The organism is Alteribacillus bidgolensis (assembly GCF_002886255.1).
Taxonomy (GTDB): domain Bacteria; phylum Bacillota; class Bacilli; order Bacillales; family Marinococcaceae; genus Alteribacillus; species Alteribacillus bidgolensis.
In genome coordinates, this window is sequence record NZ_KZ614149.1 from 114,837 (window position 1) to 130,153 (window position 15,317).

At 44.7% G+C, this 15,317-nt stretch carries 9 protein-coding genes, 16 tRNA genes, 3 rRNA genes and 1 pseudogene; 27 read left to right on the forward strand and 2 right to left on the reverse strand.

The annotated features are described in order from the left end of the window. Nucleotides 1–28: 28 nt before the first annotated feature. Both CEF16_RS00610 and perR read left to right on the forward strand, forming a co-directional pair. Nucleotides 29–328 (forward strand): cyclic-di-AMP receptor, encoded by a 300-nt coding sequence (locus tag CEF16_RS00610; RefSeq protein ID WP_091586233.1) that lies wholly within the window; start codon nt 29–31, stop codon nt 326–328. 109 nt (nt 329–437) lie between these two features. After that, nucleotides 438–875, forward strand: coding sequence for a peroxide-responsive transcriptional repressor PerR (perR, locus tag CEF16_RS00615; protein ID WP_091586236.1), 438 nt, complete (start codon nt 438–440; stop codon nt 873–875). Between the two features lie 167 nt (nt 876–1,042). Here perR and CEF16_RS00620 read toward each other — a convergent pair whose 3' ends face one another. Next, nucleotides 1,043–1,399, reverse strand: a complete 357-nt coding sequence (locus CEF16_RS00620) for a YgzB family protein (protein WP_091586239.1) — start codon at nt 1,397–1,399, stop codon at nt 1,043–1,045. A 196-nt stretch (nt 1,400–1,595) separates the two neighbouring features. On the opposite strand from CEF16_RS00620, the gene CEF16_RS00625 reads away from it, so the two are divergent. The 25 genes and pseudogenes from CEF16_RS00625 (at nt 1,596) to CEF16_RS00750 (ending at nt 14,091) form a co-directional block, all read left to right on the forward strand. Then, the gene (locus CEF16_RS00625) at nt 1,596–2,468 is read left to right on the forward strand and encodes a nucleotidyltransferase-like protein (protein WP_091586241.1); all 873 of its coding nucleotides are present in this window, start codon (nt 1,596–1,598) and stop codon (nt 2,466–2,468) included. Between the two features lie 279 nt (nt 2,469–2,747). Next, nucleotides 2,748–4,316: ribosomal RNA gene (locus CEF16_RS00630) — 16S ribosomal RNA — on the forward strand. Nucleotides 4,317–4,607: 291 nt separating this feature from the next. After that, nucleotides 4,608–7,547, forward strand: a 23S ribosomal RNA gene (locus CEF16_RS00635). Nucleotides 7,548–7,678: 131 nt separating this feature from the next. After that, nucleotides 7,679–7,795, forward strand: a 5S ribosomal RNA gene (rrf, locus tag CEF16_RS00640). The 16S, 23S and 5S rRNA genes sit together here with 16 tRNA genes alongside, the layout of an rRNA operon. 85 nt (nt 7,796–7,880) lie before the next feature. After that, a tRNA-Asn gene (locus CEF16_RS00645) sits at nt 7,881–7,955 on the forward strand. Nucleotides 7,956–7,958: 3 nt separating this feature from the next. Next, nucleotides 7,959–8,052, forward strand: a tRNA-Ser gene (locus CEF16_RS00650). Between the two features lie 22 nt (nt 8,053–8,074). Beyond that, a tRNA-Glu gene (locus tag CEF16_RS00655) sits at nt 8,075–8,149 on the forward strand. A gap of 8 nt (nt 8,150–8,157) precedes the next feature. Continuing rightward, nucleotides 8,158–8,233, forward strand: a tRNA-Val gene (locus tag CEF16_RS00660). A 16-nt stretch (nt 8,234–8,249) separates the two neighbouring features. Further along, nucleotides 8,250–8,326, forward strand: a tRNA-Met gene (locus CEF16_RS00665). A 200-nt stretch (nt 8,327–8,526) separates the two neighbouring features. Continuing rightward, a tRNA-Asp gene (locus CEF16_RS00670) sits at nt 8,527–8,602 on the forward strand. A 20-nt stretch (nt 8,603–8,622) separates the two neighbouring features. Continuing rightward, a tRNA-Phe gene (locus CEF16_RS00675) sits at nt 8,623–8,698 on the forward strand. A gap of 1 nt (nt 8,699) precedes the next feature. Next, nucleotides 8,700–8,775: transfer RNA gene (locus CEF16_RS00680), tRNA-Thr, on the forward strand. A 2-nt stretch (nt 8,776–8,777) separates the two neighbouring features. Next, a tRNA-Tyr gene (locus tag CEF16_RS00685) sits at nt 8,778–8,863 on the forward strand. Nucleotides 8,864–8,868: 5 nt separating this feature from the next. Further along, nucleotides 8,869–8,942, forward strand: a tRNA-Trp gene (locus tag CEF16_RS00690). 10 nt (nt 8,943–8,952) lie between these two features. Beyond that, nucleotides 8,953–9,028: transfer RNA gene (locus CEF16_RS00695), tRNA-His, on the forward strand. Nucleotides 9,029–9,038: 10 nt separating this feature from the next. Further along, a tRNA-Gln gene (locus CEF16_RS00700) sits at nt 9,039–9,113 on the forward strand. A gap of 6 nt (nt 9,114–9,119) precedes the next feature. After that, a tRNA-Gly gene (locus tag CEF16_RS00705) sits at nt 9,120–9,194 on the forward strand. Nucleotides 9,195–9,240: 46 nt separating this feature from the next. Beyond that, nucleotides 9,241–9,315 (forward strand) — tRNA-Cys (locus CEF16_RS00710). A gap of 19 nt (nt 9,316–9,334) precedes the next feature. Continuing rightward, nucleotides 9,335–9,424, forward strand: a tRNA-Leu gene (locus CEF16_RS00715). Between the two features lie 5 nt (nt 9,425–9,429). Next, nucleotides 9,430–9,514 (forward strand) — tRNA-Leu (locus tag CEF16_RS00720). Between the two features lie 171 nt (nt 9,515–9,685). Next, nucleotides 9,686–10,254 (forward strand): annotated as a pseudogene (locus CEF16_RS00725) (transposase family protein); the annotation flags it as partial. Between the two features lie 167 nt (nt 10,255–10,421). Then, nucleotides 10,422–10,796, forward strand: coding sequence for a YtxH domain-containing protein (locus tag CEF16_RS00730; protein WP_139185993.1), 375 nt, complete (start codon nt 10,422–10,424; stop codon nt 10,794–10,796). Between the two features lie 105 nt (nt 10,797–10,901). Next, nucleotides 10,902–11,249 carry a hypothetical protein gene (locus CEF16_RS00735; RefSeq protein WP_091586860.1) on the forward strand — a complete coding sequence of 116 codons (348 nt, stop codon included), beginning with the start codon at nt 10,902–10,904 and terminating at the stop codon, nt 11,247–11,249. Nucleotides 11,250–11,838: 589 nt separating this feature from the next. Continuing rightward, a complete protein-coding gene (locus tag CEF16_RS00745; RefSeq protein WP_091586862.1) occupies nt 11,839–12,297 on the forward strand; it encodes a hypothetical protein in 459 nt (152 codons plus the stop codon). Nucleotides 12,298–13,146: 849 nt separating this feature from the next. Continuing rightward, nucleotides 13,147–14,091, forward strand: coding sequence for an alpha/beta hydrolase (locus CEF16_RS00750; RefSeq protein ID WP_091586863.1), 945 nt, complete (start codon nt 13,147–13,149; stop codon nt 14,089–14,091). Between the two features lie 527 nt (nt 14,092–14,618). Here the strand turns inward: CEF16_RS00750 and CEF16_RS00755 are convergent. Continuing rightward, complete coding sequence (locus tag CEF16_RS00755; RefSeq protein ID WP_091586864.1) at nt 14,619–15,311, reverse strand: B3/B4 domain-containing protein; 693 nt, start codon at nt 15,309–15,311, stop codon at nt 14,619–14,621. Nucleotides 15,312–15,317: the final 6 nt, after the last annotated feature.

Sequence of the window (15,317 nt, forward strand, 5' to 3'; positions counted from 1 at the left end):
TGCAAAAAAACATGAGGGGGAATCTAAAATGAAGTTAATGGTCTGTATCGTCAACGATTTTTATACGACAGAAGTCGAAAAGCAAATGCAGAAAAAAGGATATCAAATGACGGAGCTATCAAGCAGCGGCGGTTTTTTAAAAAAAGGTAACACCACTTTCTTATTTGGTGTTCATAGTGAGAAAATTGAACAATTAAAGCAAGATTTAAAAGAAGTCTGCATATCATATGAAAAGAAGAAGCGTAAACGATCTGAAACCTCAAACCGGTATACTTCTTTTATCTTAGCTGCTGAAGATGCTATGCTGTTTGCTAAATCATCTTCATAACATTTTAATGGAAACGCCTTTATTGACAACGCTCATTCTAATCAGATAAAATAAATTATAAGAATTATAATGTAAGAATTGTTTTATAAGGAAAGAGAGGTGCATGACGATGGCGAACGAACAATTTCAAGAAGCAGTTGATGCTTTAAAGAAAACAAAGGTTCGCATGACCCCGCAACGTCATGCCATTTTGGAATTTTTATTTGATTCGATGAGCCATCCGACGGCAGATGAAATATATAAGGCCCTCGAAGGGAAATTCCCAAATATGAGCGTTGCAACAGTTTATAATAATCTTCGTGTATTTAAAGAAGTCGGGATTGTAAAAGAACTAACTTATGGAGATTCTTCCAGTCGTTTCGATTGTGTGACGACAGACCACTATCATGTGATTTGTTCTGATTGCGGTAAAATTGTCGACTTTCATTATCCTGGATTAGACGAAGTGGAAACTCTTGCAGAACATGTAACAGGTTTTCAAGTGAACAACCATCGAATGGAAGTGTACGGAAGTTGCCCGGAGTGTAAAAATATTTCAAAGCATTAATTCTAAAATCATCTAACAATATAGAAAAGGCTGTCTCTAAAAATTGTTTTGGAGACAGCCTTTTCTATATTGTTAAAAAGTATAGGGTTTTATCAGTAATCAATAAGGACTCAACGTACAGGATGTATTGTTTGTAGGTCCTTTCCTTTAGGCGAGAAGCCGAGTTTCTAATGTTCTTTAATTTTGCGATTATATTTTTGGTCAAATTCTTTCCCTTCAAGATTCTTATCCATTGTTAACGGTTCATCACAGTACATACAAGCGTCCACTCGTCCTAGTATTTTTGTCACTTTGCCGCAATTAGGACACTCAACTTTCACAGTGTTCGTTGAAATCATGCCAATCCAGAAATATACCGCACTGCTTGAAAGTACAAAAATAAATCCAAGCAGCATAGTTATAGTCATGATTACAGGAGAAGAACGAAAAAAGATGCCAACATACATAACGAAAATTCCAATGAATACCAAAGACAATGCAAATGTTCTTATTCGATTTATTTTGTTGGTTGCTTTTGCAGTCATTTATTACCCTCCTGACTCAAAAGTATAGCAAAAAACTTCTATTTACGCACCATACACTTCGATCAAGAAATGATTTAAAAGAAAAAGGGTTTTTAATAGGTTTGTCGAACATATTTTCCATAAATAGCTATAATAATTTTATTATTCTGTACGCGGCAAAGGCGAGAAATCGATAGAAATGAAAGGGGAGAAAGGAATGGAAGGGCTTTTACGCCATTTGTACCAAGAGCGTGCTAGTGATCCATTAACCAAAGGTGTTTTATTAGTCGAAAAAGTATTTGGCCAAGAACCTTTTACTGATTTTTTTGACGCTGTTATTATAATTATCTGCGAAGAAACGAGTGCTGCGAAAGTTAAACATTATAATTGTTCTGGGATAGAAGCGGCGTTACACGTTGTCACAGAAGATGAACTATTTTACTGGATTCTATCTGGTACGAATAGAAAAATGATAGACTGGCTTTTTAGAGGTAAAATCCTTTTTAATAAAAATGAATATATCACTAATTTGAAATTACGTTTGAGTGAGTTTCCGGCAGAAGATCGTCTGCGAAAAACCGGAAATGAGTTTGCAAAATTAATTCGAAGGTTTGAAGATGGAAAAGCTTTATTTCATCTTCATCATTACTTAGACGCGTTTAATCATATATTACATGCACTTCATCACTTAGCAAGGTTGTCTATTATTGAAGAAGGTTTATATCCAGAAGTCACTCTATGGAGACAAGTAAGAGAAGTAGATCCAGAAACTTATAAACTTTACCATGAACTAATTGTAGGTGACGAAGGAATAGAAAAAAGACTTGAACTTTTAATGATTGCAATAGAATTTGCTATACGTTCAAAAATACATATTGGAAAAGCTCATCTTGCTTCGATCATGGAAAAAAAGAATGATGGAAAGAATGATGGCTGGAGCTATACTGAGTTGGCAAAGTCCCCTGAAGTAAATGACTATGTCATTGACCTTGAAATTTTACTTCAGTATTTAGTGGAAAATGGCCAGGTCAAAAAAGTAAAAGAACCGTCAAAGACATCAGGCGTATTTCATTATAAATATGTTTTATAAAAATTTATTATAAAAAATTAGAATAAAGTGTTGACTGTTTTCTATTTAGGTGATAAATTATTCATTGTCGCTATTCACACAGAGGCAATACACATCAAATTAAAACGTTTTAACAAAATGTTTAAAAAAAGTTATTGACACGATTTGAGAGAGATGTTAAATTATAAAAGTCGCCAATTGAGGCGGACAAAGTTGTCCTTTGAAAATTGAATGAAAGTCAAGCGTCTGTTAATTTCTTTAATTGTTATGTAAGATACAGCTTGTATCAGACGAACCAATTTATTGGAGAGTTTGATCCTGGCTCAGGACGAACGCTGGCGGCGTGCCTAATACATGCAAGTCGAGCGCGGGAAGCAGGCAGATCCCTTCGGGGTGACGCATGTGGAACGAGCGGCGGACGGGTGAGTAACACGTGGGCAACCTGCCTTGCAGACTGGGATAACCCCGGGAAACCGGGGCTAATACCGGATGATCAGCCAAATCGCATGATTTGATTGTAAAAGTAGGGACTTGTTCCTTACACTGCAAGATGGGCCCGCGGCGCATTAGCTAGTTGGTGAGGTAAGAGCTTACCAAGGCAACGATGCGTAGCCGACCTGAGAGGGTGATCGGCCACACTGGGACTGAGACACGGCCCAGACTCCTACGGGAGGCAGCAGTAGGGAATCATCCGCAATGGGCGAAAGCCTGACGGTGCAACGCCGCGTGAGTGAAGAAGGTTTTCGGATCGTAAAGCTCTGTTATCTGGGAAGAACAAGTACCGGTCGAATAGGCCGGTACCTTGACGGTACCCGATCAGAAAGCCCCGGCTAACTACGTGCCAGCAGCCGCGGTAATACGTAGGGGGCAAGCGTTGTCCGGAATTATTGGGCGTAAAGGGCGCGCAGGCGGTTTCCTAAGTCTGATGTGAAAGCCCACGGCTCAACCGTGGAGGGTCATTGGAAACTGGGGAACTTGAGTACAGGAGAGGAGAGCGGAATTCCACGTGTAGCGGTGAAATGCGTAGAGATGTGGAGGAACACCAGTGGCGAAGGCGGCTCTCTGGCCTGTAACTGACGCTGAGGCGCGAAAGCGTGGGGAGCGAACAGGATTAGATACCCTGGTAGTCCACGCCGTAAACGTTGAGTGCTAGGTGTTAGGGGTTTCGACGCCCTTAGTGCCGCAGCAAACGCATTAAGCACTCCGCCTGGGGAGTACGACCGCAAGGTTGAAACTCAAAGGAATTGACGGGGGCCCGCACAAGCGGTGGAGCATGTGGTTTAATTCGACGCAACGCGAAGAACCTTACCAGGTCTTGACATCTTCTGCCACTTCCAGAGATGGAAGGTTCCCCTTCGGGGGACAGAATGACAGGTGGTGCATGGTTGTCGTCAGCTCGTGTCGTGAGATGTTGGGTTAAGTCCCGCAACGAGCGCAACCCTTAACCTTAGTTGCCAGCATTCAGTTGGGCACTCTAGGGTGACTGCCGGTGACAAACCGGAGGAAGGTGGGGATGACGTCAAATCATCATGCCCCTTATGACCTGGGCTACACACGTGCTACAATGGATGGTACAGAGGGACGCGAAGCCGCGAGGTGAAGCGAATCTCAAAAAGCCATTCTCAGTTCGGATTGCAGGCTGCAACTCGCCTGCATGAAGCCGGAATCGCTAGTAATCGCGGATCAGCATGCCGCGGTGAATACGTTCCCGGGCCTTGTACACACCGCCCGTCACACCACGAGAGCTTGCAACACCCGAAGTCGGTGAGGTAACCCTATGGGAGCCAGCCGCCGAAGGTGGGGCAGGTGATTGGGGTGAAGTCGTAACAAGGTATCCCTACCGGAAGGTGGGGATGGATCACCTCCTTTCTACGGAGTATTTTCCGAGTCGAGCTCCGCTGGATCTCATGATCCAGGGAGCGGACGCTGTGACTTTCATTCAATTTTGAGAGGAGAACTCTCAATGAATGATCTTCGGCTAAGTACGTCACGTCCTGTGACAACGCCGAAGGCAGGACATCCTGTCCGTTGTTCCTTGAAAACTGGATAACGAATGCAAGAGCCAAAGAATACACCGGAGTTTCATCAAGGTGGTCAGTACATGACCATGATTGTGAGACTTTCGAGGCGTGTTTTAGAATGATACAACTACCTTTGTAAGGTTAAGCTAGAAAGGGCGCACGGTGAATGCCTTGGCACTAGGAGCCGAAGAAGGACGCGACGAACGGCGAAACGCCCCGTGGAGCTGTAAGTAAGCTTTGATCCGGGGATATCCGAATGGGGAAACCCACCATCCATAATGGGATGGTATCCGCACCTGAATCTATAGGGTGTGAGAAGGCAGACCCGGGGAACTGAAACATCTTAGTACCCGGAGGAAGAGAAAGCAAATGCGATTTCCTGAGTAGCGGCGAGCGAAACGGAATCAGCCCAAACCAGGGTGCTTGCACCCTGGGGTTGTAGGACACTCCATCGGAGTTACCAAGAAACAGCGTAGGCGAAGCGGCCTGGAACGGCCCGCGAGACACGGTAAGAGCCCGGTAGTCGAAACGCTGTTTCCTCCGGAGTGGATCCTGAGTACGGCGGGGCACGGGAAACCCCGCCGGAATCCGGGAGGACCATCTCCCAAGGCTAAATACTCCCTAGTGACCGATAGCGAACCAGTACCGTGAGGGAAAGGTGAAAAGCACCCCGGAAGGGGAGTGAAAGAGATCCTGAAACCGTGTGCCTACAAGTAGTCGAAGCCCGTTTATGGGTGACGGCGTGCCTTTTGTATAATGAACCGGCGAGTTGCGATCGTATGCAAGGTTAAGCGGAAGACGCGGAGCCGAAGCGAAAGCGAGTCTGAACAGGGCGTACAGTATGCGGTCGCAGACCCGAAACCGTGTGATCTACCCATGTCCAGGGTGAAGGCAGGGTAACACCTGCTGGAGGCCCGAACCCACGCAAGTTGAAAATTGCGGGGATGAGGTGTGGGTAGTGGTGAAATGCCAATCGAACTCGGAGATAGCTGGTTCTCCCCGAAATAGCTTTAGGGCTAGCCTCGGATAAAAGAGTCCTGGAGGTAGAGCACTGATTGGACTAGGGGTCCCTACAGGATTACCGAATTCAGTCAAACTCCGAATGCCAGCGACTTGTTATCCGGGAGTCAGACTGCGAGTGCTAAGATCCGTAGTCGAGAGGGAAACAGCCCAGACCACCAGCTAAGGTCCCTAAGTATACGTTAAGTGGAAAAGGATGTGGAGTTGCTTAGACAACTAGGATGTTGGCTTAGAAGCAGCCATCATTGAAAGAGTGCGTAATAGCTCACTAGTCGAGTGACTCTGCGCCGAAAATGTACCGGGGCTAAACGTATCACCGAAGCTGTGGATGCACACCATCGGGTGTGCGTGGTAGGGGAGCGTTCAAAGGGCGGAGAAGCCGGATCGTGAGGACCGGTGGAGCGCTTTGAAGTGAGAATGCCGGTATGAGTAACGAAAAGAAGGGTGAGAATCCCTTCCGTCGAAAACCCAAGGTTTCCTGAGGAAGGTTCGTCCGCTCAGGGTTAGTCGGGCCCTAAGCCGAGGCCGAAAGGCGTAGGCGATGGAAAACAGGTTGAAATTCCTGTACCACCTCCTTCCCGTTTGAGTGACGGGGGGACGCAGGAAGGTAGGGTAAGCGCGCTGCTGGAATAGCGCGTCCAAACCGTAAGGCCGATGAACAGGCAAATCCGTTCATCATTAGGCGAAGCGGTGATGGCGAGGGAAATAATAGTACCGAAGTTCCTGATCCTACACTGCCAAGAAAAGCCTCTAGCAAGGGAAGAGGTGCCCGTACCGCAAACCGACACAGGTAGGTGGGATGAGAATTCTAAGACGCTCGGGAGAACTCTCGTTAAGGAACTCGGCAAAATGACCCCGTAACTTCGGGAGAAGGGGTGCTCTCTAGGGTGAATAGCCTTGGAGAGCCGCAGTGAATAGGCCCAAGCGACTGTTTATCAAAAACACAGGTCTCTGCGAAGCCGCAAGGCGAAGTATAGGGGCTGACACCTGCCCGGTGCTGGAAGGTTAAGAGGAGGGGTTATCCCTTTTGGGAGAAGCTCCGAATTGAAGCCCCAGTAAACGGCGGCCGTAACTATAACGGTCCTAAGGTAGCGAAATTCCTTGTCGGGTAAGTTCCGACCCGCACGAAAGGTGCAACGACTTGGGCACTGTCTCAACGAGAGACCCGGTGAAATTATAATACCTGTGAAGATGCAGGTTACCCGCGACAGGACGGAAAGACCCCATGGAGCTTTACTGCAGCTTGATATTGGATTTTGGTACAGCTTGTACAGGATAGGTAGGAGCCTTGGAAACCGGACCGCCAGGTTCGGTGAAGGCGTCGGTGGGATACTACCCTCGCTGTACGGAAATTCTAACCTCGGACCGTAACCCGGTCCAGGGACAGTGTCAGGTAGGCAGTTTGACTGGGGCGGTCGCCTCCCAAACAGTAACGGAGGCGCCCAAAGGTTCCCTCAGAATGGTTGGAAATCATTCGCAGAGTGCAAAGGCAAAAGGGAGCTTGACTGCGAGACCTACAAGTCGAGCAGGGACGAAAGTCGGGCTTAGTGATCCGGCGGTACCGTATGGAAGGGCCGTCGCTCAACGGATAAAAGCTACCCTGGGGATAACAGGCTTATCTCCCCCAAGAGTCCACATCGACGGGGAGGTTTGGCACCTCGATGTCGGCTCGTCGCATCCTGGGGCTGAAGTAGGTCCCAAGGGTTGGGCTGTTCGCCCATTAAAGCGGCACGCGAGCTGGGTTCAGAACGTCGTGAGACAGTTCGGTCCCTATCCGTCGCGGGCGCAGGAAATTTGAGAGGAGCTGTCCTTAGTACGAGAGGACCGGGATGGACACACCGCTGGTGTACCAGTTGTTCCGCCAGGAGCATGGCTGGGTAGCTACGTGTGGACGGGATAAGTGCTGAAAGCATCTAAGCATGAAGCCCCCCTCAAGATGAGATTTCCCATAGCGCCAAGCTAGTAAGACCCCTTGCAGATGACAAGGTTGATAGGTCTGAGGTGGAAGCGTGGTGACACGTGGAGCTGACAGATACTAATCGGTCGAGGGCTTATCCAAAACAAAGGTAAGCGCCTCGTAGAGCGGCTCATGTATTTCGTTGTGCAGTTTTGAGGGAGCAATTCCCTATCAAGAAAAGGATCGTTGAGATGTTGTCTCCTATGACGATGATCAAACGATTCCATCCAAAGTCTGGTGGCGATAGCGAAGAGGTTCCACCCGTTCCCATGCCGAACACGGAAGTTAAGCTCTTCAGCGCCGATGATAATGAAGGGGCAACCCTTTGTGAAAGTAGGACGCTGCCAGGCAGAAATTTTAAAATAAAAAATACTAGACATTCAACTGAAATCATGGTATATTTATTTAATGTGAGTGAATAAATCATTAAAACATTCCACAGTAGCTCAGTGGTAGAGCTATCGGCTGTTAACCGATCGGTCGCAGGTTCGAATCCTGCCTGTGGAGCCACCCGGAGAGCTGTCCGAGTTGGCCGAAGGAGCACGATTGGAAATCGTGTAGGCGGTGTAGAACCGTCTCGAGGGTTCGAATCCCTCGCTCTCCGCCATAACATATACATAATGAAGAAAGGCCCGTTGGTCAAGTGGTTAAGACACCGCCCTTTCACGGCGGTAACAGGGGTTCGAATCCCCTACGGGTCACCATATACATCGGAGGATTAGCTCAGCTGGGAGAGCACCTGCCTTACAAGCAGGGGGTCGGCAGTTCGATCCTGTCATCCTCCACCACTTAAAATCGGAATATCGCGGGGTAGAGCAGTCTGGTAGCTCGTCGGGCTCATAACCCGGAGGTCGAAGGTTCAAATCCTTCCCCCGCAACCAATTTAATCTAACAGCAATAACTATGTCCTAATATAATGAGAACAGCTGACAAAGAGATTCACCTTTGATCTAATCATCTTTTTGAATAATAATCAAGAAGGTCGAGGAAGCAAAGGAGAGAAGGAAGGAGCGTACAAAAGTACGTAACTGACTGAACGACAGCAGCTGACGAAGAGATTCGCAGATTATTATTCAAAAATGGGCCTGTGGTGTAGCGGTTAACATGCCTGCCTGTCACGCAGGAGATCGCGGGTTCGATTCCCGTCAGGCCCGCCATATAACACACAAAATTTATTGGCTCGATAGCTCAGTCGGTAGAGCAGTGGACTGAAAATCCTCGTGTCGGCGGTTCGATTCCGTCTCGAGCCACCATGCCGGTCTAGCTCAATTGGTAGAGCAACTGACTTGTAATCAGTAGGTTGGGGGTTCAAGTCCTCTGGCCGGCACCATTGGAGGGGTAGCGAAGTTGGCCAAACGCGGCAGACTGTAAATCTGCTCCCTCTGGGTTCGGCGGTTCGAATCCGTCCCCCTCCACCATTTTTAGGGGTATAGTTCAATGGTAGAACAGCGGTCTCCAAAACCGCCAATGTGGGTTCGATTCCTACTACCCCTGCCATTAAAAAATGGCGGTTGTGGCGAAGTGGTTAACGCACCGGATTGTGGCTCCGGCACTCGTGGGTTCAATCCCCACCAATCGCCCCATCTACAATAATGGGCTATAGCCAAGCGGTAAGGCAACGGATTTTGATTCCGTGATGCGCTGGTTCGAATCCAGCTAGCCCAGCCAAAGAGTGCGGAAGTAGTTCAGTGGTAGAACACCACCTTGCCAAGGTGGGGGTCGCGGGTTCGAATCCCGTCTTCCGCTCCAATTATCACTTAATGTGCATGTTCTTCATATGGTATAATATGCACATGGCGGCATAGCCAAGTGGTAAGGCACGGGTCTGCAAAACCCTTATTCCCCGGTTCGAATCCGGGTGCCGCCTCCACACATTTAAATAGTTAACTGCCGGGGTGGTGGAATTGGCAGACACACAGGACTTAAAATCCTGCGGTTGGTGTACAACCGTGCCGGTTCGAGTCCGGCCCTCGGCACCATTTTTGGCGGTGTGGCGGAATTGGCAGACGCGCACGACTCAAAATCGTGTTCCTTTTGGAGTGTCGGTTCGACCCCGACCACCGCTACCAAGTTTAACTCTAACAGCAAGGCTTCTACGGTATACGTAGGAGTTTTTTTTTTGGCTCTATTATATTTGTTGGGGCATGAAAAAAATTTAGACATAAAAAAATACGCAAGCTCCAAAATCCTTTACACTTGAATTGTCCAAGAAACAAGAAAAAGATTGGAGTTGCGTGTAGATGCATTTTAACATGAAGTGGCCTGGATTAGAAGACGTAGTGGTTACCAAAACGGAAGAGAGAGGGGAGGCATTTTATCTCCACGTGGAGATACCTCGTAAATCCCATCGGTGTCCAGCATGCGGGGAAAGAACAAGCCGAGTCCATGATTACCGTATCCAAAAAATCCAGCACCTTAAAGTATTTGAACGAACGTCTTATTTATTTTTCGAAGGCGTCGTTATGTGTGCTCCTGCGGCAAACGCTTTGCGGAACGCAATCCTATCGTCCAGCGGTATCAACGCCACTCCAGGGAATGGAATCAAGCCCTTGGTCTGCGTGTCATTCAAGGAAAAAATTTCAAAGATACGGCAGGTCAATTACGTATATCCTCTGCTACCGTGATTCGGTGTTTTGATTCGATGTCGGCCCCAACGTTAAAGGAAGTGAAGAGCCTGCCGCCGGTGATTGCGATCGATGAATATAAAGGGGATACGAATGAAGGGAAGTATCAAGTAGTCATTGCGGATGGAGACACCAGAGCTCCTCTCGATATTCTTCCTAATAGATCCGTTGAAAAGAAGGACTATGGGTAACTGACGCTTGGGCGGACGGTGCAGACGGTATGGCCGGAGCATTAGACGAGGCTGCGTTAGAGTCGACGACCTTTGGCGACAATTTTAGCGAAGTTATGAACGGAGCTAGTATCGCGCTGCAACCGTTAGGCGAGCTGCTTTACGAACTCGCTTCCGAGCATATGGGCGACCTAAAAGAGGGCACGGCGGACCTATCCGATTACATTCGGGAAAACTTGCCGGAATGGAAAGAGAAATTCCAGGACTTTGCGGAAACAGCCGCAGTGAAAATATCAGAGGTAATCGATAAGGCGAAAGAGTTTGCTGGCGCTATTCGAGACAATTGGCCGCAAATACGGGATACGGCGATACGAGTAGGCGCTGCCTTTATTATATTGCGAGGGGCATTATTAGCCCTGCAAGTCGTAAATACCGTAGCCGCAGCGTTTAGAACGTTTAGGGCGGTGCTTCTCGCAGTACGAGGCACACAAATTGGACTCAACCTCGCTATGATGGCGAATCCTATCGGACTTATTATTGGACTAATCGCGGACTAATTGCGATAGGTATTCTGCTTTGGCAAAACTGGGATACGGTCAAAGAAAAGGCCGGCGAATTATGGAGCTGGTTAAAGGCAGAAGTGGGACGATATATGGGGTAAAATGAAAGAAATATGGGACAGCGTCAAAGAGAAAATAGGAGACGCAATGGATAACGCCAAGACCGCAGTATCCGATTTCTTTTCGCCGTTGCTCGAATTCATTGACAACGCAAAATCGAAATGGGATGACTTCAAGGAAGCGTTATCTAACTTCTCTTTACCGAAAGCAGTCGGAAAAGTGGCCGAAATCGGAGGTAACGTGTGGAACGCGGTAACTGGCGGAGGATCGCATTACCACGGCTTAGAATTCGTTCCCTATGACGGTTATCAGGCGACCTTGCACAAGAATGAGCAGGTATTATCTGCGGAAGAGGCGAAGGCAAGTCCGGCGGCGGTTCAATCAACGTAACCATCAGCGGAAACACGTTCGGAGACGTACGTTCGCGTCCGGACATTAAACGCATAGGTGACGAGCTGGCGAATAGAATCGAAGAGTCACTCGGTCGCGGCTCAAAACGTAAATTTAACGGACTCTGACTTAATCGGCGGGCTTAACGGCCTTGCCGCCTTTTTTTGTATACGAGGAGGTGACGTAGTCGCTGCAAAGTTAGGGCATTTTTTCCCTCGGAAACTTCAGCTATGATGTTTCATTTCAGTGATGAAAATATTTGTGATAACCCCTACAGCTACTACTACTAAAACGTATGATGGCCAATTAAAGATATAGAAACATACTATTATGAGTATGCACATTAATAGAAGCCCTATGTAACGTTTACCTATTTCTTTCATAGCAGTTTTGCTCTCTCCTCTCATTATCTCTTCTTTTCTCCATTTAATTCCTATTGTAACGAAAAATCAATTCAATGTACAAAATTCAAAGAATTCATTAATAATAGATAATGGTAATTTATTACTGACTTTACCAAACAGTGTTTCCATCGTGGGCAAAACCCTCTACACTGAGAAGTATCATTTACCACAAAGGAGAAGAGTCTATGCGACGTCTAGTAGTGAAGATGTTGGTAGCAGTGTTAGCAATCGTAACCATAAGTACAGTCACTCTTGATCGTGCTTCCGCTCAAGAGGAAGTGTTTTGGGCTCACCCATCAACCACAGATGACTATGGAGGGACAACTTTTTCAACAACAACCACTATCTCAAGAGATCAACTAATAGATATTAATAATTACTTTAACACCCGAGATACGAATAAATCAGTCCAATACGGTATCGCAACCACATTAATTTCGACCCCCCTATCATATCATGTATCGATACCGGCCGGGTTGGCTGTGTCACTCCTCACGGGATATTCTGAATCTCAAGGGGATATTGTAAATGATCATTTAATCAATCATGTGAAAAGTAATTACACCGTGACCATTGATTATCGATACAAACAAGTAGGATCCAGCGACGGATATTATTATATTGATTCTATTAGCATCTATTAAATCGGCAATTCTGACGCAATTATCTTTTAACGAGCGCGTAGTTGTCCGGTTCGTTGCAAATTTGCGCAAATAGTTCAGAAACGCTTGTATTATCGTAGCTCTTCGCCTATAATGAACGCATAGGAAGGCGGTAGTATGCTGCTATTCCGTTAAATATGCGCACAAATGGGCGGTATGCATAGCAATAGCCTTACCGAAGGGTTTGTAAGCGACTCAAAATCGTGTTCCTTTTGGAGTGTCGGTTCGACCCCGACCACCGCTACCATACTTAGCGAAATAAACGTTAATATAATGATAGTTTGAAGCGATTTTCCTACTAGGAAATCGCTTTTTCACGTTTTAAAATGAAATGCAGTCGTAAGCATTCATGTGGCTCTATTATATTACACCTTCTCCCTTAAAATTAAATTATCACACACCTTAACGCTCACTAATTTACAAAACATAAGCTAATATTTTTTCTTAGAGCTTTAACAAACAATATAAGGATCTTAATATTCAGAAAAGTAATTGAATTTATAAACATTTTGCTATATCATTACTATAAATTATTACAAATGATCATCAATGATAAAAACGGCCTGTCTCTTCAAAGAGTTTTCTTATTACCTTGATAAGCTGATCACACTATACACTACAAGACTTCTATACTTTGGGTGAGGATACTGTCATATTAAGAAAAGCAATAATGTGATATGGAGTGGAGTTTGAGACAGTTTACCTTTTAACTTCATTAGATTTATACTCTAAAATATTTGAGGGTTTAGGTTAAAAAGAACTACTTACTCAACAAAGTGTGGTCTCTCCATTTTTTATTCGCATATTTTTTAAATGACGGGAGATAGAGGGATGAAAAAGTGGATCCTCATTGTCTCAGGAAGTTTAGTTGTGATCTTTTTTACGATTATACTTTGTGGAGGACATTATCTTTACAGCGAAAGCGTGAAGCGAGGAGTAGAAGTGGAGTTATATAGAGGTGCGGAAACAGTATCGGAACCTGCTGCTGGTGAGAGTACTTTTCAGGATACAGATTGGCTGAATAACCAGAATATGCAAACACTTACGATTAACACTTTTGATAATTTGATATTAAAAGCTGATTTTATTGAAAATACGTCTAACACCGGAAGGGTTGTCTTACTTGCTCATGGTTATAGAAAACAGAAAGAGAGCATTCAAGATATTGCAGGACTGTATCATAGCTTGGGCTATGAAATATTAATGCCTGACGCTCGCGGTCATGGTGAAAGCGAAGGTGATTATATTGGATACGGGTGGCATGACCGTCTTGATTTTCAACAGTGGATAGAACTTTTAATGGAAAAACACGAGGCAAAAGAAATACTTTTACACGGAGAATCTATGGGTGCATCTCTTGTTCTAATGTTAAGTGGGGAAGACCTTCCTGATGAAGTGAAAGGTATCATTGCAGACAGCGGTTACACGACTGTAAAGGAAGAACTTACACATCAATTAAAACATCTTTATGGCCTGCCTTCCTTTCCACTGCTTGATGTGGCTAGTTTCATTACACAGTTCAGGCACGGATACACATTTAAGGAGGCATCCTCTATTGAGCAAGTACAAAAAAATACACGCCCCTTATTCATAATACACGGGGAAGATGATGAACTCGTTCCAACAGAAATGGCTTTACGTATTTATGAAGCTGCCAGCGGTGACAAAGAGCTATGGATTGTACCTGATACTGGTCACATAAAAGCTTATCATACCGAACCGCAGGAATTTAAAGAGCGGCTGAAGGAATTTATTACTGCTGCTGTAGAGGAATAGTCATGTCATTTGGAAAATGAGATTGTTCTTTAAGCGTTAGAAAGAAATAGGATTGTCTTCAACTCCAAAGGGTGGAAGCTTTTTTCTTTACTTATGATTTATTCCCTCAACAAAGTTAAACTTTCCTAAAGTCAAAAATAGTAAAAAAACACTTCTATATTGAAAAGCTAAAGACTGCTCGATACCTTCGTACTTCATATTTACTGATGTATTTTTGTTCGATTATGTATGTAGTGAATATTCAAAACGTGCTATTTAACTCTTAAAGAAAAAGATATAAACTGGAAAAAAACTAAAAATGTAAACGCTGTAAATGGAGGAAGGGAATCAAATGGGGTATCGTTGTCTATATAATTGGTCTTATAATTTTTTCATTGCTATTGCATTTTATCATTAGAAACGCGATTAATCACTCAGAATTAAATCAAACCTTAAAAGAGATCGTGAGCTGTTAAAAGAAAAGCACAACCGTTAAATTAAAAAAACCGACTTCTCCAATGTAAACGAGTCGGTTTTTTTATACTGATTTAAGTTATTTTTGCTTCTTGTTCTGTTTTGCATAAAATATACGTATCTGCTTCTCCGCTATGAAGTTGAGTGAACATTTTTGAAGCTGCTTGCAATAGTTCCCTTGCTTCTCTTTCGTTCATAGAAGACTTTAAATAAAAAATTTGTACAGCATTAATAGTGTTCGTATCTGTTTTTGTACGTAAAGAATCGACAATAGGACTGCCAAATACTCCATCGTTATCTAACGTACAAATCTTCCCATTCATATTATTCTTTCTTCCATTTAACCCTTCGAAGGAATCACCTTCTTTTCCAATACAAATTTTGATATAATCACTTAAGGTATCAAAGTTATAGATTCCTATTGGTATTTCGTATTGCAAGGAAAAAAAGTTATTCAAATCGGCTGCTGAATGTATAAACGGAAGAGTTTTCCCTTTTTCTATCCTTCGAAATAATGCTTCTTGGGAAGGACGGTAACGATTTGGATCTATTCCTGCTGTTTTAAACGTATCGTGCCACTCACGAACGCCTGGATAATCTAACACAGATTGCTGCTTTAGATCTGTACGGATTTTTTCCTGAAAAAATTCTAATCTGCCTTTCAGCATTTTAGGAGATTCATCTACAACTATGTTTTTATAAGTAATAATACCCAACTTGCATGATGGTAACATCGTCAATAAATCTTCAGATAAAATTAGCTGCATTATGCT